At 63.2% G+C, this 25,144-nt stretch carries 20 protein-coding genes and 1 pseudogene; 16 read left to right on the forward strand and 5 right to left on the reverse strand.

What is annotated here, in order from left to right:
- The first annotated feature begins 113 nt into the window (after positions 1-113).
- The 3 genes from rpmB to rpsN are packed head-to-tail and all read left to right on the forward strand — an operon-like array spanning position 114 to position 829.
- Positions 114-350 (forward strand): 50S ribosomal protein L28, encoded by a 237-nt coding sequence (gene rpmB, locus ACTHXA_RS05700; RefSeq protein WP_441670254.1) that lies wholly within the window; start codon positions 114-116, stop codon positions 348-350.
- Positions 350-520 carry a 50S ribosomal protein L33 gene (gene rpmG / locus ACTHXA_RS05705; RefSeq protein WP_441670256.1) on the forward strand — a complete coding sequence of 57 codons (171 nt, stop codon included), beginning with the start codon at positions 350-352 and terminating at the stop codon, positions 518-520. Before rpmB ends, rpmG begins: the two co-directional genes overlap by 1 nt.
- A gap of 3 nt (positions 521-523) precedes the next feature.
- Positions 524-829, forward strand: coding sequence for a 30S ribosomal protein S14 (gene rpsN / locus ACTHXA_RS05710; RefSeq protein ID WP_441670258.1), 306 nt, complete (start codon positions 524-526; stop codon positions 827-829).
- Between the two features lie 294 nt (positions 830-1,123).
- Here rpsN and ACTHXA_RS05715 read toward each other — a convergent pair whose 3' ends face one another.
- Complete coding sequence (locus ACTHXA_RS05715) at positions 1,124-1,744, reverse strand: NAD(P)-dependent oxidoreductase (protein WP_441670260.1); 621 nt, start codon at positions 1,742-1,744, stop codon at positions 1,124-1,126.
- Positions 1,745-2,004: 260 nt separating this feature from the next.
- Here ACTHXA_RS05715 and ACTHXA_RS05720 point away from each other — a divergent pair, with 260 nt between their 5' ends.
- From ACTHXA_RS05720 to ACTHXA_RS05730, 3 genes are all read left to right on the forward strand, one after another.
- On the forward strand, positions 2,005-2,295 hold the full coding sequence (locus tag ACTHXA_RS05720; RefSeq protein ID WP_441670262.1) for an HU family DNA-binding protein: 291 nt from the start codon (positions 2,005-2,007) through the stop codon (positions 2,293-2,295).
- Positions 2,296-2,386: 91 nt separating this feature from the next.
- Entirely contained in the window at positions 2,387-4,510 is a 2,124-nt protein-coding gene (locus ACTHXA_RS05725) for a cytochrome c oxidase assembly protein (RefSeq protein WP_441670264.1), read from the forward strand.
- Positions 4,507-5,856 (forward strand): ATP-dependent DNA helicase, encoded by a 1,350-nt coding sequence (locus tag ACTHXA_RS05730; protein WP_441670266.1) that lies wholly within the window; start codon positions 4,507-4,509, stop codon positions 5,854-5,856. The genes ACTHXA_RS05725 and ACTHXA_RS05730 overlap by 4 nt, the downstream gene beginning before the upstream one ends.
- Positions 5,857-5,968: 112 nt before the next feature.
- On the opposite strand, the gene ACTHXA_RS05735 is transcribed toward ACTHXA_RS05730, so the two are convergent.
- Complete coding sequence (locus ACTHXA_RS05735) at positions 5,969-7,828, reverse strand: alpha/beta-hydrolase family protein (RefSeq protein WP_441670268.1); 1,860 nt, start codon at positions 7,826-7,828, stop codon at positions 5,969-5,971.
- A 195-nt stretch (positions 7,829-8,023) separates the two neighbouring features.
- Here ACTHXA_RS05735 and ACTHXA_RS05740 point away from each other — a divergent pair, with 195 nt between their 5' ends.
- The 9 genes from ACTHXA_RS05740 (at position 8,024) to ACTHXA_RS05780 (ending at position 22,686) form a co-directional block, all read left to right on the forward strand.
- Positions 8,024-8,569, forward strand: a complete 546-nt coding sequence (locus ACTHXA_RS05740) for a YceI family protein (protein WP_441670270.1) — start codon at positions 8,024-8,026, stop codon at positions 8,567-8,569.
- A gap of 123 nt (positions 8,570-8,692) precedes the next feature.
- Positions 8,693-9,400, forward strand: a complete 708-nt coding sequence (locus ACTHXA_RS05745; protein WP_441670272.1) for a YczE/YyaS/YitT family protein — start codon at positions 8,693-8,695, stop codon at positions 9,398-9,400.
- Between the two features lie 64 nt (positions 9,401-9,464).
- Positions 9,465-10,955, forward strand: a complete 1,491-nt coding sequence (locus ACTHXA_RS05750) for a phytoene desaturase family protein (RefSeq protein ID WP_441670274.1) — start codon at positions 9,465-9,467, stop codon at positions 10,953-10,955.
- Between the two features lie 362 nt (positions 10,956-11,317).
- On the forward strand, positions 11,318-15,748 hold the full coding sequence (locus ACTHXA_RS05755) for a choice-of-anchor G family protein (protein ID WP_441670276.1): 4,431 nt from the start codon (positions 11,318-11,320) through the stop codon (positions 15,746-15,748).
- Positions 15,749-15,857: 109 nt separating this feature from the next.
- A complete protein-coding gene (locus ACTHXA_RS05760; protein ID WP_441670278.1) occupies positions 15,858-16,616 on the forward strand; it encodes a DUF5819 family protein in 759 nt (252 codons plus the stop codon).
- Positions 16,616-17,692, forward strand: coding sequence for an HTTM domain-containing protein (locus ACTHXA_RS05765; protein ID WP_441670280.1), 1,077 nt, complete (start codon positions 16,616-16,618; stop codon positions 17,690-17,692). The genes ACTHXA_RS05760 and ACTHXA_RS05765 overlap by 1 nt, the downstream gene beginning before the upstream one ends.
- A gap of 153 nt (positions 17,693-17,845) precedes the next feature.
- Positions 17,846-18,925, forward strand: coding sequence for a 3-oxoacyl-ACP synthase III (locus tag ACTHXA_RS05770; protein ID WP_441670282.1), 1,080 nt, complete (start codon positions 17,846-17,848; stop codon positions 18,923-18,925).
- Positions 18,922-21,660: an alpha/beta fold hydrolase gene (locus tag ACTHXA_RS05775; RefSeq protein WP_441670284.1), complete on the forward strand. Its 2,739-nt coding sequence runs from the start codon at positions 18,922-18,924 to the stop codon at positions 21,658-21,660. Before ACTHXA_RS05770 ends, ACTHXA_RS05775 begins: the two co-directional genes overlap by 4 nt.
- A gap of 48 nt (positions 21,661-21,708) precedes the next feature.
- Positions 21,709-22,686, forward strand: coding sequence for an NAD-dependent epimerase/dehydratase family protein (locus ACTHXA_RS05780; protein ID WP_441670286.1), 978 nt, complete (start codon positions 21,709-21,711; stop codon positions 22,684-22,686).
- A gap of 72 nt (positions 22,687-22,758) precedes the next feature.
- On the opposite strand, the gene ACTHXA_RS05785 is transcribed toward ACTHXA_RS05780, so the two are convergent.
- Positions 22,759-23,394: an SIMPL domain-containing protein gene (locus tag ACTHXA_RS05785; RefSeq protein WP_441670288.1), complete on the reverse strand. Its 636-nt coding sequence runs from the start codon at positions 23,392-23,394 to the stop codon at positions 22,759-22,761.
- 97 nt (positions 23,395-23,491) lie between these two features.
- On the opposite strand from ACTHXA_RS05785, the pseudogene ACTHXA_RS05790 reads away from it, so the two are divergent.
- A pseudogene (locus ACTHXA_RS05790) lies at positions 23,492-23,743 on the forward strand (LLM class flavin-dependent oxidoreductase); the annotation flags it as partial.
- Positions 23,744-23,894: 151 nt separating this feature from the next.
- Here the strand turns inward: ACTHXA_RS05790 and ACTHXA_RS05795 are convergent.
- Positions 23,895-24,197: a thioredoxin family protein gene (locus ACTHXA_RS05795; RefSeq protein ID WP_441670290.1), complete on the reverse strand. Its 303-nt coding sequence runs from the start codon at positions 24,195-24,197 to the stop codon at positions 23,895-23,897.
- Positions 24,198-24,269: 72 nt separating this feature from the next.
- The coding region (locus ACTHXA_RS05800; protein WP_441670292.1) for a heavy metal translocating P-type ATPase at positions 24,270-25,144 on the reverse strand (875 nt) is incomplete at its 5' end.

Raw genomic sequence — 25,144 nt, forward strand, 5'->3', positions numbered from 1 at the left:
TGGGGTCACTCCTCCGACGACACCGCGAAGGGGTTGCAATCCCGCAATCTCAGACGCAGACAAGAGATCTTGGGCAATGCCTTCATGGGCATTGCGGTATTGAAGGAGACACCATGGCAGCAGTATGCCAGGTGACCGGTACTACTCCGCAGTTCGGTCACAATGTTTCGCACTCAAACCGACGGACCAAGCGTCGTTTTGACCCGAACATCCAGAAAAAGAAGTTCTACGTTCCCTCGCTCAAGCGCACGGTGACACTTACCGTATCCGCAAAGGGCATCAAGGTAATCGACGCCCGCGGCATTGACGCGGTCATCGCTGACCTCCAGAAGAAGGGTGTGAAGCTCTAATGGCTAAGAAGAGCACCGACGTCCGCCCGATCATCAAGCTCCGCTCGACCGCGGGCACGGGCTTCACCTACGTCACGAAGAAGAACCGACGCAACACGCCTGACCGCCTCGTGCTGAAGAAGTACGACCCGGTTATCCGTAAGCACGTCGAATTCCGCGAGGAGCGATAAGACATGGCTAAGAAGAGCAAGATTGCAAAGAACGAGCAGCGCAAGGAAATCGTTGCCCGCTACGCCGAGCGTCGCGCGCAGCTGAAGAAGCAGCTCGTTGACCCCAACGGTACCGACGAGTCGCGTGACGAGGCTCGCCTTGGACTGCAGAAGCTTCCACGCAACGCCTCGCCAGTGCGCGTTCGCGGTCGCGACAGCATCGACGGCCGCCCCCGCGGTTTCCTGAGCAAGTACGGGGTTTCCCGTGTTCGCTTCCGTGAGATGGCACACAAGGGCGAGCTCCCCGGCATCACCAAGTCCAGCTGGTAACAGCTGGACCATAGGCACCGTGAGCTGGTAACAGCTGGACCATAGGCACCGTGAGCTGGTAACAGCTGGAGCGGTAGCGCCGTGGGCCGGTAACAGCCAGCTCCACTCAGCATGAGGGCGGGCATCCAATTTTGGATGCCCGCCCTCATGCTTTCCGACTCATAGGCCAAAAAGAGTGGATGGCTGCGGATGTGTCATTCCGAATACCACCGAAACACGGTTTACTACTTTCTGGAGAGCGGTAAACCTCATTCCGGGTGGTATTCCGTGGTGGTGATGGACCACCACCCGTCATTAGGTGCGGATCACAATGTTGAGTGGTTCCCTGCCGGCGAGCATTCGCTCGATCTGGCGCCGGAGGAGTCGTACGACTCGGGGCCGCATCGCGTCGGTTGCTGCGGCCGCGTGCGGGCTGATGAGCACGCCCTCGGCATCCCAGAGCGGATGCTCGCTCGGTAGTGGTTCCGGGGCGGTAACGTCCAGTGCGAACCGCAGTCGACCTGCATGCTTGCGAATTGCATTGGTATCGGCCACGAGTCCTCGCGCAATATTGACCACGAGACTTCCCTCGGGCATCAGCGCAAAGAAGGCATCGTCAGCAAGGTGCCGGGTGCTGTCGGTCAGGGGTACCGCGAGAATCACGATGTCCGCGTGAGGCAAGAGCTCCGGCAACTCTTCCATTCCGTGCACACTCGTGCCATTCTCGGCCGTGCGTGCGCGAGTTGCCACGACGGTGAGGTCGATCTCGAACGGTTCAAGGCGCGCCGCGATTGCCTGCCCGACGCCACCGTAACCAATCATGAGTACGTGCTTGTCAGCGAGGCCAGGAACGAACTTATTGGGCGCCCAGGAATGCTGCGACTGGTCGGCAAAGAACCGTGGCAGCTCGCGCTGGGCTGCGAGGATGAGCGCCATCGCAGGCAACGACGTTGCGAGTGATCGTAACTGGCGCAGATCGCTGTTCGTCCGTGAAACAGAGGTGATTTCAGACCGAAGGTGGACTTTTGGCGGATTCGCAGGACTTTTTTCGCCCAAAACCCGCGTATTTGCAAGGATCGCAGGTCGGTGGTGCTAGTTTGGCGACGTTGCCGACCGCTATAGATGGCGAAACGTGGCGACCCAAACCGTAAATCTGCGCTTATGAGAGTGAGTGCAGCGTCCTGAGGAGGGCACGAATGGCAGACAAGACCACCGTGAACAAGACCGAACTCGTTGCCGCTATCGCAGCAGAAACTGGCCAGAGCCAGGCAACCGTCAACGGCGTTCTGGATGCACTGTTCCAGCAGCTCGCGACCAACGCCGCCAAGGGCAACAAGGTCACCATCCCGGGCTGGTTCTCGGTTGAGCAGACCGAGCGCGCAGCTCGCGTTGGCCGTAACCCCCGCACCGGCGACGAGATCCAGATTCCCGCTTCCAAGGGCGTCAAGATCTCGGCTGGTTCGAAGCTCAAGAACGCTGTCAAGTAGTTTCAGGCAGTAACCACGCAGGCCGTCCCGGTTTCGGGGCGGCCTGCAGCTTTCTGACGAGGCTCCTACTGCGGGGTACCCTGGGACAACCATGAAATTGTCCGAGCCGGGCTCCGCAACCCCCACCAATCGCCCCGCCAGCAGCGCCGGTCGCCGACGCAAAACTGGGCTGAGCGACGCCGAACTCGACCGTATCGGCGAAAGCGGCTGGAGCCGAAAAGCTCGACTCATTGTGGCATGGGGCCCAGCAGGGCTCCTCGCTACAGCGGTAGTACTGATGCTCCTGGCACTCGCATACGGCGGCGGCGCAGCCCCGCTCGGCGTCGGGGACCCCGGGCCGATTGTGCGCTGGGGCGCCCCCGCATCTCGGCTCGCATACAACCTCACGGCCGCCCTCACCATCGGCGCGCTCGTGATCGCAATTTGGGCCTGCAGTCGCAAGGAACCCGAGTTTGAGCGAGCCATGAGTCTCGCGCAGGGCGGCGCCGCGGCGTGGACCGTCTCCACGATCGCCGCCGCACTATTCGCGTACCTCGATATTTCCGCGGTGCCGTTTTCTTTCGACGCGAGCTTCGGACAGGGACTGTGGTTCTACCTCACCACGCTCGAGGTCGGCCAACTGTGGCTCATGGCCATCGTGATGTCCGCGGCGCTGAGCACATTCGTATTTGCCGCACGCTCCCGCTGGGGCACCTTCCTCACGACCGCCCTGGCATTCCTCACGCTGTGGCCGATCGCCTCGCTCGGCCACGCTGCCGGTGCTGAGTTCCACAACACCGCGGTCGGCGGCATTACCCTGCACTACACGGGCGCGGCCGTGTGGCTCGGCGGTCTCGTCGTGGTCGCGATCCTCGCGCTCGGCGCCCCCGCTCGGCGCCGACTCCCGCTGATCGAGCGCTACTCGCAGCTCGCACTCGTGGCCTTCATCGTCACCGGAACGAGCGGGCTCGTGGCCTCCTGGGTGAATATCGGCGACTGGGATCTCGTGTTCAGCAGCGAATACGGCCACATCACGCTCCTCAAAGCGGCCCTCTTGGTGGTCCTCGGTGTATTCGGCGTCTTCCAGCGGCGATATTTCATCGATCGGATGCAAGCAAACGTCGAGGCGCGTAAGTCCATCACGCATCCGCTCACCTGGCTCCTCGGGGTTGAACTGTTCATCATGGGCGCGGTCTCCGGTGCGGCAGCCGCCCTAGGCCGCACGCCGAGCCCGCAGCCACAAGTGACCGCGGAGGAACTCGCCGAACCAACCCCGGCACAGCTACTCTCCGGAGAACAGCTCCCGCCACCCTTTGAGTTCTCCCGACTGTTCACCGAGTGGCGACTCGACCCCATTTGGACGCTCCTGGCCGTCATGGGCCTCGTCTTTTACTACCTCGGGGTCGCGCGCCTGCGGAGACGCGGCGACAAGTGGCCGTGGTGGCGCGTAGCAGCCATCACCATCGGCATCCTGGTCCTGCTGTACAACGTCAATGGTGCGCTGCTTGTCTACGGCCGTTTCCAGTTCAGCTTCCACATGACCGAGCACATGATCCTCTCGATGATCATCCCGATCTTCATCGTGCTCGGCGCGCCGATGACCCTGCTCTTGCGCACCGTAAAGCCGCGCCACGACGGCTCAATGGGCATGCGAGAGTGGGTGCTGCACCTCGTGCACTCGAAGTGGGCGCTGTTCTTCTCACACCCGATCGTGGCCGGCATCAACTTTGCGCTGGCGCTGCTCACCTTCTATTTCACGCCGCTGTTCCGCTGGGCCACCTACGATCACGTCGGCCACATGTGGATGATCGCTCACTTCCTCATCGTCGGTTACCTCTTCGTCGAGTCGCTGATCGGCGACGACCCCTCACGCACCCGCGCGCCGTATCCCGCCCGACTGATCTCACTCATCCTGGTCATGACCTTCCACGCCTTCTTCGGACTCGCGGTGATGACCGGCACGGGGTTGCTGGTCGCGGAGTGGTACGGTGCCACAGGCCGCACCTGGGGTCCCGAATCGGCGCTGCTCGACCAGCAACAGGGCGGGGCCATCGCCTGGGGGCTTGGCGAGTTCCCGACGGTGATCCTCGCGGTCATAGTGGGACTGCAGTGGGCCCGAAGTGATGAGAAACTCGCTAAACGCGAGGACCGCCGCGCACAGAAAAACGAGGACGCCGAACTGCGCGCCTATAACGAACGACTCAAGAGCTTGGCAGAGAGGGATGCGAACCAATGACGCTGCACCTCACCCCGGAACAGCAGGCGGTCTTCGATGCCATCGAAGACACCCGCGAACACCTCTTCGTGACCGGACGCGCCGGTACCGGAAAATCCACCCTCCTCAACCATCTGTCCTGGCACACCGACAAGCAGCTCGTGATCTGTGCCCCGACCGGAGTCGCCTCGCTTAACGTGGGTGGGCAGACCATCCACTCGCTCTTCAAACTGCCAATTGGCATTATCGGCAACCAGCCGATTGAGCAGAATCGCGAGGTGAAGAAGCTCCTCAACACGATTGACACGCTCGTGATTGACGAGATTTCGATGGTCTCGGCCGATTTGCTGGATGCGATGGATCGTTCGCTGCGACAGGCCCGACAGCGCAAGGCGGAAGCGTTCGGTGGCGTGCAGGTCGTGATGTTCGGCGACCCGTTCCAGCTCGCGCCGGTGCCGCCGAGCGATCCGGATGAGCGGGCCTGGATACGCGACAACTACAAGTCGATGTGGTTCTTTGACGCGCACGTGTGGCGCGATGCCGAGCTGCACATCCACACCCTGCGAGAAATTCACCGGCAGCACGACGACGAGTTTCGGAACCTGCTCACCGCCGTGCGTTACGGCAATGTCACCGAGGCGATGGCCAATCGGCTCAACGAGGTTGGTTCGCGGCCCGCCCCAAACGACGGGATCATTACCCTCGCGTCGAAGAACGCGACGGTCTCCCGCATCAACGCGCGCGAACTCGAGCGTCTGCCCGGACAAACCATGGCAGCTGCAGCCGAGATCAACGGCGACTTCGGCAATGCCAAGACCTACCCCGCCGAACTTGAGCTCGAACTGAAGATCGGCGCGCAAGTGATGTTCTTGCGCAATGACCCCGACGGGCGCTGGGTGAACGGTTCGGTCGGGGTCGTGACCCGCATCAATAAAACCGTGCACGTCGAAATCGACGACGAAGAGCACGAAGTGGAACCCATTGTGTGGGAGAAACTCAAGTACTCCTACGACGCCGAGTCCAAAGATCTTTCGCGCGAGGTCGTGGGGGAGTTCCAGCAGTTCCCACTGCGGCTTGCGTGGGCGGTCACAATCCACAAATCGCAGGGCAAGACCTACGACCGTGCCGTTGTGGACCTCGGTGCCCGTGCCTTTTCGCCGGGCCAGACCTATGTGGCGCTGTCACGCATCCGCTCGCTTGAGGGGCTTTATCTCTCGCGGCCGCTGCAGCCGCGAGACATTTTTGTGGATGCGGATGTGATGCGGTTCATGAACGAGGTCGCGGAGGCGAATCGGGTGGCGAAGCTCAACGCCGCGCCGGCCGGGCAGGACGCCACGGCAGTCGTATCGGCAAACGCCACCGAGTAGTGGGGCGTCGAGGCCACCGGAACGCTGCGGTATTGGCACGCTGCGGTGCGGGGATGCTGCAGGGTCGGGACGCTGAGGTGTGTCGGACGCTGCATCGTTGCGGTACTGCGCACTAATGCGGGCGAATATGCGGCCGGATCGCCTCAATGAGGGTGTCGGTATCCGCCTCGATGCCGAGCACCGCGGCCCACGCCACCACGTACTCCTCGTAGTAGCGGTGCGCGTGCCCGCCCTTGGTGGCGATTGACATCGGCATGTCGGCAGCGATCTGCCAGAAGGACACCCAGGGCCACCAGGACATGTGCTCGGTGACATCGTGCCCGCGCGGCTCGGTCATCCACTCGGGTTCTTTCCAGATGAGCGGCACATTCCACCACACCACCGGATCACTTGGGTGTTGCATGAGGATGAATCGGTGATCGCCCCACGGCGCATAGGGTGTGCCGGCATTTGAGGCTTCGAGGTCGCCGAGACGATTAGAGAATCGGATCATGGAGCCATCGTCGATGCGCGGTCGAATCACGCTCGAGCCGGGAACGCGGTGCTCGGTGAGTTCCTGCCAAATCGGGCTGAACTGTGGCGTACCTGCGAACACCGCACCGTCGAGGCGACGGGTGAGATCCTCGGTGTTCTGAAACTCGGAAAGCCCACCGAAAGCGCCAAGGGATTCTCCCGACATGTAGAGCTTCGGCCGTTTCGCCGCCGGCATCCGCGCCAGTTCCGAACTCACCACGGCATACAGTGCCTGCGCGGTTTGCTGCGGCGAATGCCGGTCGAAGATCGCCGCAAAGGCGCTCGGGAGCACCGTGTATTGCAGTGACACCATGGCGCAGTCCCCGCGGGTGAGGAACTCCATTGCCGCCATTGACCAGTCGCTGAGCCAGCCCGTCCCGGTGCCGACATAAATACACAGGTATTTCCGCTCGAGGCCGCCCGCGCGCTTGAGCTCTCGCAGTGCCCGCCTGGCTGCCTCCTCGATCGTCACGGTCGGTCGCAAGCCGACGTACGCGCGTACCGGTTCCTTGGCGGGCGCATCCCAATAGCGTTCGATGTGGCGGGCGCGAGGACCGTCGGCGACGATCGCCTTGCCGTGTCGGCCGAGGGTGCCGAAGGGTTCGAATGATTCGGGCGAGCCGGATCGTTCGAGTTGACGCGGTGGTTTTCGACCGGGGAGTGGCTTGAGATTGTTCTTGACCGCGGCGTCTTGGATGCGCTGCATGATGCGGCCCCAGATGAAGGACCGGTTGAGGAAGTACAGCAGTCCGAAACTCAGCAGGGTGCCCGAGAACGGGATCGCGAATGCCGGGAGATAGCGCAGCAGGAGTTGACGGGTGCCCCAGGACTGCAGGCGAAAGAGCCGAACAGCAAGGAGCACGCCCATGGCGCCCGCGGTACCGGCGGCCATGCCGAGGAGTTGGATGCGTGGGGTTGGGGGTTCTTCATCGACGAGGGTCGCGATCTCCCGTTGACGATTCATCGAACTCACGAGCGCGGCCGTGGTGCCGAGCACGAGCCCACTCAGCAGGAGGATCTGCCACACGCTCGTGAGTTTCGCGAGTTGGTGTCCAGCTTGTAGGAGCGGGTTACTCGGGGCGAGTCGGCGACGGATGAAGGAGGTCGCGGCATTGCGCGCGGCCCGAGCTCCAACGCCCACCGCATAACCGTAGAGCTGCGAGAGACCGACGCTGGCTGCGGTCATCCACCAGGTTCGGGGTAGGAAGCTCGGTCCGAGCGCAATCCATGAGGTCAGCTGACCGCTGACGATGCCCCACCAGTTTGGGACGAGCGGGCTCGGGCTCGCATCGATGCCGCGAGGTGGGTCTCCAGCAGGATGTTCATTGACGTTCAGCTGCTTCGTCCTGGGCTTGGCCTTGGTGCGAGGTTTGGATTTCGCGCGGGGAAACAGGATGCCGAGGAAGAGTTGTTGTCGTCGACGTCTTGCGTGCACTTTGCGTTTACGTCGACCAAACATGCAAGCCATTATCCAGGGTTGAGGTTTCACTGTGTAAACAGTCGCTGGGCGTATTTCGAGGTTGAAACTCCACGGGTCATGACTGCTTGGGGCTGTTCAGGTGTTATTCAACGCCTACGACTTTGATCAGAAGGGTTGCGTTTCGCATCCGAACAGAATAAGTTGTACCTACAACCAATTTTTGAAGGAGTATTCATGACTGCAATCGAAGGCCTCAAGGCAGGCACCTGGAACATCGACCCCACCCACACCGAGGTCGGCTTCGTCGTTCGCCACATGGCAATCTCGAAGGTCCGCGGCAAGTTCGAGCAGTTCGAAGGCTCGATCGTGGTTGGCGAGAATGTTGAAGACACCACCGTGAAGGCATCGATCGAGGTTGCTTCGGTGAACACGAACCAGGAGCAGCGCGACGGGCACCTTCGCACCTCGGACTTCTTCCTCGCAGAAGAGCACCCGCAGATCACCTTCGTTTCGAAGTCGGTTCGCGTTGACGGCGACGACATCATCGTCACCGGCGACTTCACCATGCGCGGTGTGACCAAGGATGTTGACCTCAAGGTCGAGTTCGGTGGCGTGACCATCGACGGCTACGGCAACACCAAGGCTGGCTTCGAGGCAACCACGAAGATCAACCGCAAGGACTTCGGCGTGAACTGGAACGCACCGACCGAGGCCGGCGGCCTCACCCTCGGTGACGACGTCAACATCGTGATCGACGGCCAGGCAGCGCTCTCGGCGTAGTCTGCTAACGATTCATCACCCCTCGCGGAGAGAGTCCGCGAGGGGTGATTTTTATTTCCGCCTAAGCTAAGGAGGTTCGCTCGAGTCAGGCTCGGAGCGGAGGATGGAGTCGTGGTGGCAGACATGAGCAGGACACAGCGCGGTTGGTCGATGACCCTGCGCTACCTGACTTTCCTCCTCGGATTGTTCGTAATGTCAATTGGTATTGCGCTGTCCGTGTATGCCCTGATCGGCACGACGCCCATCAGCGCGATCCCGCTCGTGCTTAGCTATGCCACACCCTGGTCGCTCGGTGCCTACACCGTGGGTATCAACGTGGTGCTGTTGATTGCGCAGATTCTGCTCCTGCGACGGCGATTCGAGCTCATTCAACTCCTCCAGGTTCCGGCGGCCTTCGTGTTCGGGGCGGCGTGTGACTTTTCGGTGTGGCTCTTGCGCGGCCTTGACGGGGTTGCGGAAGGCAACTACGCCATCCAAATGGGCCTTTCTCTCGCGGGATCGGTCGTGCTCGGGATCGGCGTGTGGCTGCAGGTCACACCGCGAGTGCTGACGCTGGCCGGCGACGGGATCAGTGTGGCGCTGGCGACCGTGACGAAACGACCTTTCAGCACAGTGAAGATCATGGTCGATTCGACCCTCGTGGCAATCGCGGTCATTTTGTCGCTCGTGCTCTTGAGTGGACTCAACGGAGTGCGTGAAGGCACCGTGATTGCCGCTGTTTTGGTCGGTTATGTCGTGCGGTTATTGCAGCGGCACGTCCCCTGGCCAGCGGTTCTCTCGCCGTCGCCGCCTGCCGCTTCAGAAGCGAAGAAATCTTCGCCTGAGCAGTAGGCGGCTTCGCAAACATCACCCGTCGGCGCAGCGAGCTTGCTCGCCGATGTGCCACGCTGATGCTGTGCGGAAAAGGAATGCGGGAGGCCCAGGCGGATCAGGCGCTCAAAACGCCGCGGTCATCGGATCGGGGCCAAACGGACTCGCCGCGGCGGTGACTCTCGCGCGGGCCGGAGTGCCGGTGACTGTGTTCGAAGCCGCCGACACGATTGGCGGTGGCACGCGCACTGGCGAGGTCGTGATGCCTGGCGTGCGACACGATATCTGCTCGGCCATCCACCCGATGGCCTTTGCCTCCGAGTTCTTTCAACAGTTCGAGCTCGATCGGCGCGTGGAGTTTGCGGTGCCGGATGCGTCCTATGCGCATCCACTCGAGGGCGCTCCTGCGGGAATTGCCTACCGTGACCTTGATCGCACTGCCGAAGAACTCGGTCGCGACGGCTCCGCGTATCGGCGGCTCTTTCGACCGCTGCTGGATCGGCTCGACGGGGTGCTCGATTTCGGACTCGGCGGCAGCATGCTCCGCTGGCCACGTTCGCTTCCCGCCGCTGTAGTAATGGGCCTGCGCACGCTCGAGCAGGGGTCGCCGCTTTGGAATGTGCGATTCGCCGAAGACACCGCGCCCGCCATGCTCTCGGGCGTGGCCGCCCACAGCATCGGCACCATGCCGGCACTGTCGACCGCCGCGGTGGGCATGGTGCTGTCAGTGACCGGCCACGCGGCAGGATGGCCAGTGCCCATTGGTGGTTCGGAAGTAATCGCGCGGGCGCTCGCGGATGATTTGCTCGCGCACGGCGGTCGCATCGAGACCGGGGTTCGGGTCAGGGATGTGCGGGAGCTTTCGCACTTCGACGTGAAGATATTCGATACCTCTGCCCGGGACCTCGCGCGAATTGCCGCCGCTGAGCTGCCCGCACGCTATGTCCGACAGCTGCGACGGTTTCGACCCGGCAACGCCGCGGCCAAAGTGGATCTCGTGCTCGATGGCCCGATTCCGTGGGCGGATGCGCGGGTCAGCCAGTCGCCCACCGTGCACCTGGGCGGTACCCGGCGCGAGATTGCATTCGCAGAGGCGGAAGTCGCGCGCGGGCGGCATCCGGATCGGCCGTATGTGCTGCTCGCGCAGCCCACGGAGTTTGATCCGGGACGAAATCCGGCGGGAGTCAACGCGGTCTGGAGCTATACGCACGTCCCGAATGGGTCGACGCTCGATGTGACCGAACGAGTCATCGCGCAAATCGAACGATTCGCGCCGCGCGTGCGGGAACGCATCCTCGATCACAACGTAACCACCGCTGCCGAACTGGGGGAGTACAACGCGAACTACCTTGGTGGCGACATCAGTGCGGGCGCCGTCGACCTCAAACAGCTCATTGCGCGACCGACTCTTACACCATCTCCGTGGGACACGCCCGGCCACAGAATCTACCTCGCCTCTTCTTCGACTCCTCCGGGGCCGGGAGTGCACGGACTCGCAGGATGGCAGGCCGCAGGCGTGGTCTTGGCGAAAGAGTTTGACAAATTGTTACCTAATCTCAGTTTGTCCAAAATGTGAGCAAACCAACCCTTTGTGGTGGAAATGTTGTGAGAAAGTGACCGAGTTGTCTCACTGCGAAAACATTTCAAACCTTATGCGCTGAGAGTAAAGAGCACTCGGTTTCAAATTCAGCCGTGTTCTTTTTGCACCCGGTAGCTAAAAGTGAAATCTTCGTAAAGACTTTGCTTCGAACGCGCCTCGTTTCAAAGCTTCGTTCCTTGCTAGCTTGCGGGTGCCAGCGATGTTTCGGGGCTCAACTGGATTTTCCAGTTCAGTTGCGGGCGCGTTCGGAGGATGCGAGGGCGCTCCAGCTGAAGTTCCCTCGCGAGTCACAACGGTGTTCGAACACAACGGTTTAGGCCAAAACCAAGGGGGAATAAATGGATGTCCCGGTGAAGAACCGGAGACAATTCGGAAAGTGGAGGCTGCCAGCAATTGCTGGCGTCGCTACTGCTGCACTTGTCGCCGTACCATTTGCAGGCGCGTTCGCCGCCGCAGATGACAATTCAGAAGCGCAGGCACAGATTCTGCGCAGCTCGCTGTTCTCCGCACTTGATCTCGCGGAACTCGGATTCACGAATCAGGGTTTCCCGAGTGATAGCGGAGCCGGTCCCGAGCGCGGTCAGCTCGATCTCGAGGCGCTCGAAATCGTTGACCTCAATCTTGGGGATGTGGACCTGCCGCTGATTGGTACAGAATCCGAAGGTGGACTGCTGTACCTCGGTGGGCTCGGTGCCCTGGAAAGCTCCAGCTCCGCTCCCGACAGCGTTACCTCGCACGCGGCGACCGGCGTGCTGACCGATGATGGTGCGCTGAACCTCTCGCCCGGTTGGGACGAGGGAATTGAACCGGCCACTGTCGATCTCACGCTTCTTACCGAGCAACTCGGAATCGACGACCTCACTGACACGCTCATCGACGAGACAAGCATTCAGATTGGTGCGTTGGGTGCCGAGGCAACCAAGGCACAGGGCGCCGAGGTTGATTCGCAATACGGCATTGCCGGGCTCGACCTTCACCTGCACAGCCCCGCCATCGAAGGACTCTCCACGGCGGTAACACCGGTAGTCACCGAAGTGACTGACCAACTCGATAGCCTGTCCGGTACCAATGGCGCCATCAACCAGGACATCCTCAGCGCCCTCTTCGATCTGGACATTGACCTTGGCCTCCTTGAGCTTGCAACCAGCGGCGGCACGATTGCAATCAACGGACTTGACCAGGTCGGCACCAGCGTCACCGAGCGTTTGCTGGAGACCGAGGTCACTGACGGAAACGGTTCTGTTTCCATCAACCTCGGTACCGGAGACATCTCAGTTGACCTCGCGCAGATTATCGCGACGGCAAACGATGTCGAAGACCTCAACAGCTTCGGACCCAACACCAGCGTGCTCTCGGAACTCGTCATCGACGCGATCATTGACGGCATCACCGAAGCGCTTGGCGGCGTTACGACGGCGGTCAACGATGTCATTTGGGATGTGGTGAACAGCCTCGGAGTTGAGATCGATCTTGGGCTGGGCCTCCGCGTGCTGCTCGTAACGGCAAACGCCAGCGCTGACGTGGACACCACTGTGGGCGGGCTTCTCGGAGCGGAAGGCGCGGCGGCGCCGACGGTCGAGATTGACGTCAATGTTGCACTCGTGAGCGCAATTCTTGCCATCCTCGGGATTGACCTGAACACCCTCACCACTGGGCTGACCGGCAGCGTCGTAGATGCTCTCGGCGATATCGCCGGTCCGATCACCAACCTTGTGAACACCGGACTCGGTGACTTGAGCGGTACCGTTTCAGCGATCACCGGTCCAATCGTGAGTGTCATTGACCCTCTAGTTACGGAATTGCTCGATGAGGTCGTGACGATCAGCGTTAATGACCAGCCCACGCTTCGCGGCGAGGCCGCTCACATCCCGGGGCCTGATGCCTTCACGGTGAGCGCACTTCGCGTCAGCGTGCTGCCCGTTCTCGGCGACGTCATCGACCTCGAACTTGCCAGTGCAAGCGTGCGCGCTCTCGAGGAACAGCCCGCGGAGGTTGAGATTGTCTCGCCAGAGGCTGACGCTGAACTCGACGCGGGCACGGTCCCCGTGACGGGTACCGCCGAGCCAGGAGCCGAAGTCGACGTGACGCTGACTGATGGCGTAGTCGAGACCACCACCGCCGACGAAAACGGTGACTGGTCCGTCGAGTTCAACGATGTCGTACCGGGTGAATACACGGCTACTGCGACCGATGGCGTGACCGAAGACACGGTTACGTTCACGGTTGTTGCCGTCGCCGCGCCGGTAGAGATCGTCTCGCCAGAAGACGGTGCGACCCTCGATGAGGGAACTGTCCCGGTAACCGGTACTTCTGAGCCGAACGCTGACATTACGGTGACGCTGGCTGAAGGCGTTGTTGCGTCAACGACCGCGGATGAGACCGGCGCTTGGTCGGTTGAGTTCACGGGTGTTGAGGCTGGCGAATACACCGCCACGGCAACCGATGGTGTGACCGACGATTTGGTGACGTTCACCGTCACGGCTGATGAAGATGCTGCTGCTGACCCCGACACAGCAGCTGATCCCGACTCGAACGCAACTGCTGATGCGGATTCGAATGTGAACGCTTCGGCATCCGCCTCGGCATCAGCCACTGCGGATGACAACAGCAATGCTTCGGCGCAGGCCGCTGCGCAGGCTGCCGCGAACGCAGACGCAACGGATGACACGACGGCTGCTGCTGACGCTTCCGCGACTGCTGCTGCTGAGTCGGCTGCGAATGACGATGCGTCGACCACGGCGTCTTCGGATGCGACGACCGATGTGACTGCTTCGGCTCAGGCTTCGGCAACTGCTGCCTCGAACGCGGATAACACTGCGGACACGGCTGCGGACAGCACCTCGGCTGCGAACGCCGATGCGTCTGCGGCGGCGGATGCGGCTGCGGTTGCTGACGCATCGACGACTGCTTCGGCTGAGGCTGCCGCAGATGCTGACGCGACCGTTGACGCCGACGCGACCGCAAACCAGGAAGTCGACGCTGATGCAACGGCTTCGCAGGATGCTGACGCTGACTCGAATGTGAACGCTTCGGCCTCTGCGTCGGCATCGGCCACTGCAGATGACAACAGCAATGCTTCGGCGCAGGCCGCTGCGCAGGCTGCCGCGAACGCAGACGCAACGGATGACACGACGGCTGCTGCTGACGCTTCCGCGACTGCTGCTGCTGAGTCGGCTGCGAATGACGATGCGTCGACCACGGCGTCTTCGGATGCGACGACCGATGTGACTGCTTCGGCTCAGGCTTCGGCAACTGCTGCCTCGAACGCGGATAACACTGCGGACACGGCTGCGGACAGCACCTCGGCTGCGAACGCCGATGCGTCTGCGGCGGCGGATGCCGCTGCGGTTGCTGACGCATCGACGACTGCTTCGGCTGAGGCTGCTGCTGACGCCGATGCGACTGCTGACGCTGATGCGACTGCAAACCAGGACGTGGACGCCGATGCCACGGCTTCGCAGGACGCGGATGCAACGGCTTCGCAGGATGCTGATGCCAATGTGAATGCTTCGGCATCCGCCTCGGCTTCGGCGAACGCCGATGACGACAGCAATGCCGCTGCAGAAGCTGCAGCGGTTGCTGCGGCTGACGCCGACGCGAACACGACCGCCTCGGCTGCCGCGGATGCTGATGCGACTGCGGCTGCGGATTCGGCGGCGAACGAGGACGCATCCACGACTGCTTCGGCCGATGTTGATGTCGAGGCGAACGCTTCGGCAACGGCTGCTGCGACTTCTGCTGCGAACTCGGACTCCGAGTCGGACTCGGAAGCGGATGCAACGGCTTCGGCTAACGCTGACGCTTCCACGGCGGCTTCGGTCGCTGCGAACGCTGACTCGTCGAACGATGCTTCGGTAGAAGCTGCAGCAAACGCTGACGCAAGCACCGATCCTGACGCCGCTGCGGACCCGGATGCTGCTGCTGATCCAGATGCCAGTGCGACCGCTGATGCTGACTCGAACGTGAACGCCTCAGCGTCTGCTTCGGCTTCGGCCAACGCGGATAATGACAGCAACGCTTCGGCAGAAGCGGCCGCGCAGGCTGCCGCGAACGCAGATGCGACGGATGACACGTCGGCCGCGGCTGACGTTGACGCGACTGCTGCTGCGGAGTCGGCGGCGAACGAGGATGCTTCAACGACGGCTACGGCCGACGTTGAAGCGGACGCGAATGCGTCGGCTACCGCTGCCGCAACATCCGCTGCAAACTCGGAAGCTGATTCGGACGCAGCGGCGGACGACACCGCTGCTGCCGATGCGAATGCTGCCGCCGCTGCAGAAGCCGCCGCGAACGAGGATGCTTCGACCACCGCATCCGCGACCGCCGCTGCGGACTCAACGGCAACCGCTGACGCTGACGCGACGGACGACACGGATGCGACCGCTACGGCTGACGCTGACGCGACGGACGACTCCGAAGCAACTGGCACCGAGCAGGCTGAGGCTGACTCAGACGCTGCTGCATCGGCCACCGGTACCGACGACTCGGAGGCATCGGCTAGCACCGACGCGGCCGGATCGGACGACCAGGCCGCCGCATCCAGCTCCAGCTCCAGCTCGGCCAGCGCATCCGCTGCCTCGTCGAACGAAGCGAGCGCTAGCGCGAACCAAAACGGTTCGGCAAGCGCTGCCGGTTCGGACGACGACCTGGCGCAGACCGGTGCTGATGTGCCGATCATCGTCATGGTGATCGCCGGGATGCTCATGCTGACCGGTGCCGCCGTGGCATTCACTGCGAAACGAGGCGGAGCGATGCGCCGTAATGGCTAATCGAATCTGCTAAACATGGGCGGGCAGCACACTCGAGTGTGCTGCCCGCCTAATGTTGCGTCACCATCCATTCCCCTCGGCCTCGGTCGGGAACCCGAAAGCGTCTCAAATGGACAAAGAGAAAAAGAAGCGCTCGCCGCTTGTGCGAGGTGTGCTGGTCGCCCTCAGCCTCGTGACCGCGTGGCACATTTTTGCATCCTTCCTCTGGATCGCGCCGCACTCGCCGATGCGCGAGATTCCCACGCAGCGGGCACTTTCGGCCTACATGATTCCGTTCTTCGGCCAATCTTGGAGCGTGTTCGCCCCGGAGCCGATTAACGGCAGCTATACCTTCCAGGTGCGCGCAGTCGTGGATGAGGGCGAAGCAGGGCTGGTAGAAACCGAATGGGTGGATGCGACCGCCGTCGAGCTCTCCATGATCCAGTACAACCTCTTCCCTCCGCGCGGAGGACTGCAGGCATCCCAAGTTGCGAGTGAACACAAGCGTGAACACGACGCGCTCACCGATGACCACCAGGTCATCGCCGAACTGAACTACTTCGAGGGGGACTGGGAAGCGCGCCTCAGCGAAAAAATGGCGAGCTACGGCGAGGAAGATCTCGTCGACGACTACATGGTCAAAGAGCACCAGGCCACCGCATACGCGACGCAGGTCGCACTCGCCGTGTGGGGCGACAACGTTGTTCGCGTGCAATATCAGGTAAGTCGACAGAACGTGATCCCGTTCGAACAGCGCCACGACCCAGACGCCGAACAGCCCGCACCGCAGATCGTGAGCACCGGTTGGCGCGGACTCGCTGAGAACCCCGGCCAGTCCAATGAAGCGTTCCGAGAGACCTTCCTTCGCGTCTACGAGGGGATGAACTAGTGGGTACGCAGATTCGACGATTCTTTACGACGCTTGGAATATTTTTCGGCGGCGGCATCACTTCGCTTCTGAAGGGTGCCGGGAGACTGTTCAGCACCGGCTACGCCATCGTTGAGAACTGGCTGATCGACTCAAAGAAGGCGACCTACGGACTGGCCGTGACACGCATCCTGCTTGGACTGTCGGCCGTGGGGCTGCTCATTTCAAACTGGCGCACCCGGCTGTACTCCTTCGGTAGCGGCTCCCTCTGGAACGGCGAGGGAATTGAACCGAAGAGCGACTTCCCGAGCATCTGGCTGTTCAGCGCTTTCCACCACGCGATGCCGAACGACCTCCTCTATTCGCTGCTCTACTTGCTGCTGCTCGCACTCGCGATCGCGTTCATGCTCGGCTGGCGTACCCGCATCGTGCACCCGATTTTCCTGGTTTTGTGGGTCAGTTTCATCGAGGCGAACGACATGCTCGGCGATCAGGGCGACAATATGTATCGCATCGCGCTGTTCTTCATGCTGTTCGCGAACTCGAGCATGCGCTGGTCCCTCGATGCGCGTCGTCGCGAAAAGAAGCGCGGCCCAGACGAGAACAACCCGCCGACCACCGAGTGGGGTCAAGTCACGAACATCGCACACAACCTCGTGCTCGTGATTCTCACCGCGCAAGTGACCTTCGTCTACGTCTCAGGCGCGCTCTACAAGGCTGGCGGGGATCCCTGGGCGGGCGGTTATGCGGTTTACAACCCGCTCATGACCGATCAGTTCGGCACCTGGCCGTGGCTGAGTGAGCTTGCCACCGCGTGGGGGCCGATGGTCACGGTCGCAACCTGGGGTTCGATCATCATGCAGCTCGCCTTCCCGTTCATGCTGCTCACCCGACCGACTCGAATCATCGGGCTCGCGTCGATCCTGACGTTCCACATTGCGATTGCAGTACTCATGGGGCTGCCCTGGTTCTCACTCGCGATGATCGCGATTGACTCAATCTTCGTCAGGGACCGGACCTGGAAGGCCATGGCGACGGGCACTCGGGCGCGATTCCGAGCATCCCAATTACGAGCAAAAGAGAAGGTGCCCGCCTAACGGATGCTCTGGTGGGCTCCAGGGCGAGCTCGCCAAGGGATGGTTTTGGCCGGGGTGCGGTGACCTGGAGCGCGATGCCGCGGCGCCGGACGTTCGCTTTGGGCCGAATCACTTGTGAATGGGGCGCAGCCTCAATAGATACAGTTAATCTAAATGAAAACTCAACCTCCCCAACCTACTCCCGGGCTTAACGCGAATTCGCGGTCGACCGTCGGCAACTCGACGACGCGTCATTCGAATGTTGCGCTCCTGGGGATCGCGGAAGCGATTGCACCGGTCGAAGTAAGCTCGGCCTCGTTTGACGAGCGATTGAGCGACACGCTCAAGAAGCTCGGTCTGCCCCGAAAATTGCTGCAGCGCGTCGCGGGTGTGCTCACGCGCCGCAACTGGAACAACCCCACCGACTACATTGACGGCGCGGTGGATGCCGGTCGCCAAGCCCTCGACGAAGCGGGTATTGACGGCGAGCAAATCGGGTTGATGATTAATGCCTCGGTATCGCGCGAGGGCCTCGAACCCTCGGTGGCATCCGCCGTGCACGATCGCCTCGGGCTGAGCACCCGAGCAATGAATTTCGACATCACCAACGCCTGTCTCGGATTCGTGAACGGCATGACCGTCGCTGCGAGCATGATTGATGCAGGCCAGATTGACTACGCGCTCATCGTTGCGGGCGAGGACATGTCGCGCGTGCAGGAATCCACGGTGATGCGCCTGCAGCGCGAGGGCATTACGCGGGATGAGTATCTCAATGAATTCGCGACCCTCACCCTGGGCTCCGGCGCTGCTGCCGCGGTGATCGGACGTGCCGATCTGCATCCGGAAGGGCACCGGATTCACGGTGGCATCACCCGGGCTGCGACTTGGAATAATGCCCTGTGCGTGGGCGACTACGACGGGATGTTCATCGACACCAACGGGCTGTTGGAAAACGGGATGGAACTCATCACCGCGGCGTGGCATGAGGCGCACGCGTGTGGGTGGGACTGGGCGGATATGGACCACTACATCCCCCACCAGGTGTCGAAGACGCACGTCAAGGCGATGACGGATGCGACGGGTATCGACCCCGATCGTGTCGCGCGGACCTATCCCGACTTGGGCAATGTGGGTCCGGCATCCTTGCCGATTTCGCTGGCGCGCACATCCACGTCAATGAAAGCCGGTGACCGCATTCTTTGTATGGGTGTTGGTTCGGGGCTCAATACCGCGATGCTTGAGATCACCTGGTGAAGTTTCACGCGCACCCGGCATCGACCCCTGGCGAGCTTCCCGAGTGGGACCCGCAGTGGTCTCGCCTCGTGACGACTGCCACGAGCGACGGCGACCGTACCTTCCACGTGCTTGACACGCTGCCCGCGCTTCGGGCACAGGGCCGCGAGCCGACCGGCACGATCGTGGCGCTGCACGGCAACCCGACGTGGTCGTATTTGTGGCGGAAGGTTGCTGCAGCGACGCTCGCCGACACTGGCGGACGCACCTGGCGCTTGATCGCGCCCGATCAACTCGAAATGGGGTATTCGGAGCGGCTCGCGCACGATGCGCTACCCACTACGCACGGCCCGGGCTATCGACGCATTGCGGAGCGCGTGAGCGATTTCGACGCGGTGATCCGTGCGCTGCACGCTGAAACCGCCGCAGCTAACGGAACGCGCGAGGAGCATCCGCTCGTGACGCTTGGGCACGACTGGGGCGGCATTATTTCGCTCACGTGGGCGGCGCGTCACCGTGACGAGGTGGATGCGGTGATCAGCCTGAATACCGGCGTCCACCAGCCTGAGGGCAAGGCGCTACCCGCACCGCTTCGTGCGGCGCTGAGCGGTCCGATGCTCCCGACGACCACGGTGCTGACCGACTGGTTTTTGCGCACCACGCTGTCGCTCGGTCAGGGACCAATTAGCCCGGAGATTCGAGAGGCCTTTAGAAGTCCTTATCGAACTGCGGATGCGCGGCGCGGCATTGGCGCGTTTGTCGCGGATATCCCGGCACGGCCAGATCATCCCTCGTATCGCGAGCTGCAGCAGCTTGCCGAAGACATCGCCGGAATCGACGTGCCCGCACTCTTGGTGTGGGGTCCGAAGGATCCGGTATTCGTCGAATACTTTTTGCGGGATCTGCGGCAGCGCTTGCCGCAAGCGGATCTGCACCGGTTTGAAAAGACCTCGCACCTTGTGAGTGAGGATGCGGATGTCGCGGGGCTCGTGTTGCGCTGGCTGGGGGAGCGGTTCCCTGCGGATGCGCACGAAACTGGGCCCGCCGCATCCGGAACCGTGACCGACACCGACGCAACCCCCGACGCGAACGACGGCACCGTGCCGATGCTCTTCGACGCACTCGACGGCCGGCGAAACGACCGGTCGATTGCGAGCGTCGATATGACGCACAATCCTCCGCAAGCGGTGACGTGGCGGCAACTGTCGCACGTGATCGACGGCATTGCGCGTGGACTGCAGGAGCTTGGCTTGCAGAAAGGCGACCGCGTGTCGCTGCTCGTGACTCCGGGCAATAACCTCACCGCAGTGCTTTACGGCGTGCTCAAAGCCGGTGGCGTCGCGGTGGTCGCCGACTCGGGACTCGGCGCTGCCGGAATGTCGCGGGCAATCAAATCGGCCGACCCCAAATGGATCATTGGTCTCAAACCGGGGCTCACCCTGGCGCGCGCCGCACGGTGGCCGGGGCGACGCATTTCGGTCAGCAAAATGGATGCGCTCGAGCGCGCCGCATTCGGCGTGGAGACGAGCCTGACCGAGCTTTCCCGGACGCTTTCGACAGAGCCGATTCGCACTCCCGGCCCGGAGGACGACGCGGTGATTCTGTTCACCTCGGGGTCGACCGGTCCGGCGAAGGGCGTACGGTATTCGCATGCCCGAATCGGCGCGCTCGCGCAGTCCTTGCGCGTGCAGTTCAACGTGCATGAGGACACTGGCTGGGCTGCCGGGTTCGCGCCCTTCGCGCTGCTCGGCCCCGGGCTCGGGATCAGTAGCGTGACACCGGATATGTCGGTCACCAAACCGAAAACACTGACCGCAACTGCGCTCGCCGACGCAGTCGTTGCGGGCAAGAGCACGATGGTGTTCGCATCCCCGGCGGCGTACCGCAACGTCATCGCAACCGCGCATGAACTCACCACCGAGCAGCGCGAAGCCCTTGCACGGTTGGAGCTCGTGCTCTCCGCCGGTGCTCCGGTGGCGCTGCAGCTCATGGATGCCCTGACGGAGCTCTTCCCGAACGCCGCAATCCGCGCGCCCTACGGCATGACCGAAGGGCTCATGCTCACCAACATTGACCGCGAAGGCGTTGCGGCAGCGGAAGCGCAGTCACGCGACCACGGTGTGTGTGTCGGGACTCCGATTCCGACCGTCCGGTTCGCCGTCGCGCCGCTGCTCGACAATGGCGACCCCGCGAATGAACTGTTGACCGGCTCAGCGGCGACTGATGTGTTGGGCGAGTTCGTGGTCTCCGCGCCGCACATCAAGTCGGGATACGACAACCTGTGGGGCACCGATTCGGCCTCGAAGCGCGATGACCTCGACGGACTGCAGTGGCATCGCACCGGCGACATCGGGCACCTCGACCCCGAGGGCCGAATTTGGCTCGAAGGCCGCGTACAACATGTGCTCACGACACCGTCGGGGCCACTCGGGCCCGGTGGGTTGGAAGCGGTCGTGGACAAGGTCCCCGAGGTGTACCGCTCGGCGGTCGTGGGAGTTGGGCCGAGGGGCACGCAAGCTGTCGTCGTCGTGATCGAGCCCGAGGCGGATGCATCGCTCACGCCCGGACTCGCGCCAATGGAAGTTACGGATGCGATCCGCACCGCGGTCGCCGAGCACTTCCCACACGATATCGCCGCGGTGCTCGTCGCCCCGACATTCCCGACCGATATCCGCCACAACTCAAAAATCGACCGGACCCGGCTCGCGAACTGGGCCGACGGCGTGCTGCGCGGCGAACGCATCCGAACGCCCTAACCGGCGACGCGACCCCAGCATCCACCCTGCTACCAGCAAGGAGATCTCGTGAACGTACTCGTGACCGGAGCCTCGGGACTCCTTGGCGCATCCGTGGCCCGTGCCCTTGTCGACGTGGGGCACAAAGTGACCACGTTGCAGCGACGGGCCTCCGGAGTTGATGGCGCTCGCGACGTACGCGGGAGCGTGACCGACGCAGCTAAGGTTGCGGAGGCCATGGCCGGCAATACCGCGGTGATCCACCTCGCCGCGCAGGTCTCAATGGCAGGAGACGCGAGCGGGTTTGAGCGGGTCAATATTGAAGGCACGCGCATCGTGCTCGCCGCGGCGCAGGACGCCGGCGTATCGCGATTCGTGCACATTTCATCGCCCTCGGTCGCGAACGCCGGGGCCTCACTCGTCGGCGTCCCGGCCGGTCCCGCCGACCCGGGCGCAGCTCGTGGTGAATACGCGCGCACCAAGGGTGAGGGCGAATTACTTGCCCTCGCCGCCGATTCGGATGCGTTCCCGGTCTTGGTCTTGCGCCCGCATCTCATGTGGGGCCCGGGGGATACGCAGCTCACCGAGCGGATCGTGGAGCGCTCGCGGCAGGGGCGGATGCCCATCCTTGGTTCCGGCGCGGCGCTGGTCGACACGCTCTACATCACCAATGCGGTGGATGCGATCGTAGCCGCGCTGGATGCAGTCACGCGGGTACACGGCGAAGCGCTCGTGGTGACCAATGGCCAGCCGCGGACAATCGGCGAGTTTATCGAGCGACTCGCCCACGCTGGTGGCGCTGGCAAGCCGAAGCTCCGCATCCCGGCTGCCCCTGCGGTTGCTGCCGGGACAGCCGTGGACGCAATTTGGAACCTCCGCGAGCACGACGACGAACCGCCGTTGACGCGATTCCTCGCCGAGCAAATGACGACCGCGCACTGGTTCGACCAGCGCCGGACGCGCGAAGTCTTGCAGTGGCAGCCTCGAGTCAGCTTCGAAGAGGGAATGGGCGCGCTCGCGGAGCACTACGCGAGGGTGCGCGGATAGCGGTGCCGTTCGCTGCGCGTGCCTGTTTCGTAAGCTGACGCAGCGAGCCGCGGGCGTAGCCGCAGACGAGGATTAGGCGCTTTCGAACTCCCCGGAAACCGTGGCACTCACGGTGATCTCCGGGACCGTAACCTCGGCGAGTTCGGTCTGGCCGCCTCCCGCTACAGCCATGGCGCGTGCGGGTGGGCCGCCGAACGCGGTCTGTCGGGTATCCGAGATTGTCACGACCCGCGTCACCCGTTCCCCGAGGGCATTTGCGTAATCTTCAGCGATCTCCTGAGCCTCTCCGACTGCGGCCTTCCGTGCCGACTGCTCGTAGGCACGACGGGAATCTTCCGTGAGCGCCCACTCCACAGAGGCGTGCAAACCCGCCTCGGAAAACTCGGTCACGAGTTCGCTCACGAGCTCGAGATTGGAGAGTTTCACGCGCACTTGGCTCGACGTGATGTGCTCGACGATGACCTTCGACTTTGACCCCTGAGCGTAGCTCTTCCGCGTCCACGTGCTGATCGGGTTCGCAGCGTGCCAGGTGGCGTCGCCACTTTCGCGCAGCTGCTGGGCGCGGGAGCTGGCCCAGTTATGCAACTGCGTGGCGATGCGAATGCTCTCCGAACGGTCCGTAGAGGTGATCGAGATCTGCGCGAGAATAGTCGCGCGTTCGGCACGATAGTGCGCTTCGCTCGTTCCTGTGGCATGAATTCTTGTCATACCGATAGCTAACACCGCGCATCCCGAACTCCGGCTGTGCCAGGGCGGTCTCCGCATCCAACGGAATAGATGACAATGCATCGAGGTTACCCTTGCCATGGCAACTAAAATTGGCTTTCTCTCGTTCGGTCACTGGATGGATGCGCCCGGTTCTCGCGTGGTGACCGGGCAGGATGCGCTGCTCCAGGCGATCGACCTCGCGGTCGCTGCTGAAGAGGTCGGCCTCGACGGTGCGTACTTCCGTGTGCACCACTTCGCGCAGCAGCACTCGGCCCCGTTCCCCTTGCTTGCCGCGATCGGTGCGCGTACTTCGAGCATTGAAATCGGTACCGGCGTGATTGACATGCGCTAGCGCATGCCTGGGTTGTAGCACTTGTTGTCAGCGTCGGCGCGCTCTACAGCACAACGTTGACGGCAATCCTGGCTGGTTTTCGATGAAGGCGGCTCTTCCTGCGCTGAGCGTCGGTGCGATGATCGCGCAACCCGGCGGTGCTCCACCCTCATAGAGGCGCATCAAGTACTTCGCGCAGCTGATCGACGGTGGGCGAACCAGCCAGCCCGGCAGGAGCGCGGAACACTGGACAGGCGAGCCCTACCGGCGTGTGCTCGTCGGCGAAGAGGTCGGAGCCGTCAATGAGGACGGTCGGGGGCCCGTGGAACCCGAGGTGGGCGGCGTCTTCGGCAGTCTCGACTCGCTGATGCACGACGCGGACGTCCGATCGGCCGTCGAGGGCCTCGGTGAGCCGCCGGTCGAGCACCTCCCAGTTCGGGCACCCGTCGAAGTACTGCAACGTGATCTCCATGATCCACTCCTCTCAGGCTCTGTCCGCGCGGACCGCGGCCGGTGACGCCGTCTCAGGCGACGCGGCCGCCGCTTAGCTCTTGCGGGCACGCGCGGTGCGCAGCCCGTTGGCGATGACGACGACCTCGGCGACCTCGTGGACGAGCACGACTGCGGCCAGGCCGAGCACGCCGGTGATGGCCAGCGGCAGCAGCACGGTGATGATCGCCAGGGACAGCACGATGTTCTGGTTCATGATCGCCCGGCCTCGGCGGGCGTGCCGCAGAGCCTGCGGGATCAGGCCGAGGTCGTGACCGGTGAAGGCGACGTCGGCGGACTCGATCGCGGCGTCGGATCCGGTCGCGCCCATCGCGATGCCCACGGTCGCACCGGCCAGGGCGGGGGCGTCGTTGATGCCGTCGCCGATCATCGCCGTCGGCGAGGCCTTAGAGAGCTGGGCGACGATGCGGGCCTTGTCCTCGGGCCGCAGCTCGGCGTGCACGTCGCCGATCCCAGCGAGCTGCGCGAGCGCGTGCGCGGTGCGGGCGTTGTCGCCGGTGAGCATGCTCACCTCGACGCCCTGGGCCCGCAGCGTGCGCACGACCTCGGGGACCTCGGGGCGCAGCTCGTCGCGGACGCCGATCGCCCCGGCCAGTTCGCCGTCGACGGCCACGAGCACGCAAGTCTGGCCCTCGGCCTCCAGGTCCTCGACCCGGGCCTTGAGCGGCCCCGCGTCGATCCAGCGGGGGCTGCCCACCGTCACCCGGCGGCCGTCCACCATGCCGCCAATGCCGTGCCCGGCCTCCTCCGTCACGTCCTGCGCGGCGGGCGCTCCTTGGCCCGCGGCGGCGATGGCGGCGGCGAGCGGGTGCGTCGAGTGCTGCTCCACGGCCGCTGCCCAGGCGAGCACCTGGGCGTCGTCGAACCCGTCGGCGGCGACGACGGCGGTGACCTCGGGCCGGTTGCGGG

It is taken from the genome of Gulosibacter sp., from assembly GCF_052090685.1.
In the GTDB taxonomy this organism is placed as follows: Bacteria; Actinomycetota; Actinomycetes; order Actinomycetales; family Microbacteriaceae; genus Gulosibacter.

Coding starts and splice junctions, on each gene's coding strand:
- rpmB (WP_441670254.1), top strand. CDS start 114: ATGGCAGCAGTATGCCAGGTGACCGGTACTACTCCGCAGTTCGGTCAC.
- rpmG (WP_441670256.1), top strand. CDS start 350: ATGGCTAAGAAGAGCACCGACGTCCGCCCGATCATCAAGCTCCGCTCG.
- rpsN (WP_441670258.1), top strand. CDS start 524: ATGGCTAAGAAGAGCAAGATTGCAAAGAACGAGCAGCGCAAGGAAATC.
- ACTHXA_RS05715 (WP_441670260.1), bottom strand. CDS start 1,744: ATGGCGCTCATCCTCGCAGCCCAGCGCGAGCTGCCACGGTTCTTTGCC.
- ACTHXA_RS05720 (WP_441670262.1), top strand. CDS start 2,005: ATGGCAGACAAGACCACCGTGAACAAGACCGAACTCGTTGCCGCTATC.
- ACTHXA_RS05725 (WP_441670264.1), top strand. CDS start 2,387: ATGAAATTGTCCGAGCCGGGCTCCGCAACCCCCACCAATCGCCCCGCC.
- ACTHXA_RS05730 (WP_441670266.1), top strand. CDS start 4,507: ATGACGCTGCACCTCACCCCGGAACAGCAGGCGGTCTTCGATGCCATC.
- ACTHXA_RS05735 (WP_441670268.1), bottom strand. CDS start 7,828: ATGTTTGGTCGACGTAAACGCAAAGTGCACGCAAGACGTCGACGACAA.
- ACTHXA_RS05740 (WP_441670270.1), top strand. CDS start 8,024: ATGACTGCAATCGAAGGCCTCAAGGCAGGCACCTGGAACATCGACCCC.
- ACTHXA_RS05745 (WP_441670272.1), top strand. CDS start 8,693: ATGAGCAGGACACAGCGCGGTTGGTCGATGACCCTGCGCTACCTGACT.
- ACTHXA_RS05755 (WP_441670276.1), top strand. CDS start 11,318: ATGGATGTCCCGGTGAAGAACCGGAGACAATTCGGAAAGTGGAGGCTG.
- ACTHXA_RS05760 (WP_441670278.1), top strand. CDS start 15,858: ATGGACAAAGAGAAAAAGAAGCGCTCGCCGCTTGTGCGAGGTGTGCTG.
- ACTHXA_RS05770 (WP_441670282.1), top strand. CDS start 17,846: ATGAAAACTCAACCTCCCCAACCTACTCCCGGGCTTAACGCGAATTCG.
- ACTHXA_RS05785 (WP_441670288.1), bottom strand. CDS start 23,394: ATGACAAGAATTCATGCCACAGGAACGAGCGAAGCGCACTATCGTGCC.
- ACTHXA_RS05795 (WP_441670290.1), bottom strand. CDS start 24,197: ATGGAGATCACGTTGCAGTACTTCGACGGGTGCCCGAACTGGGAGGTG.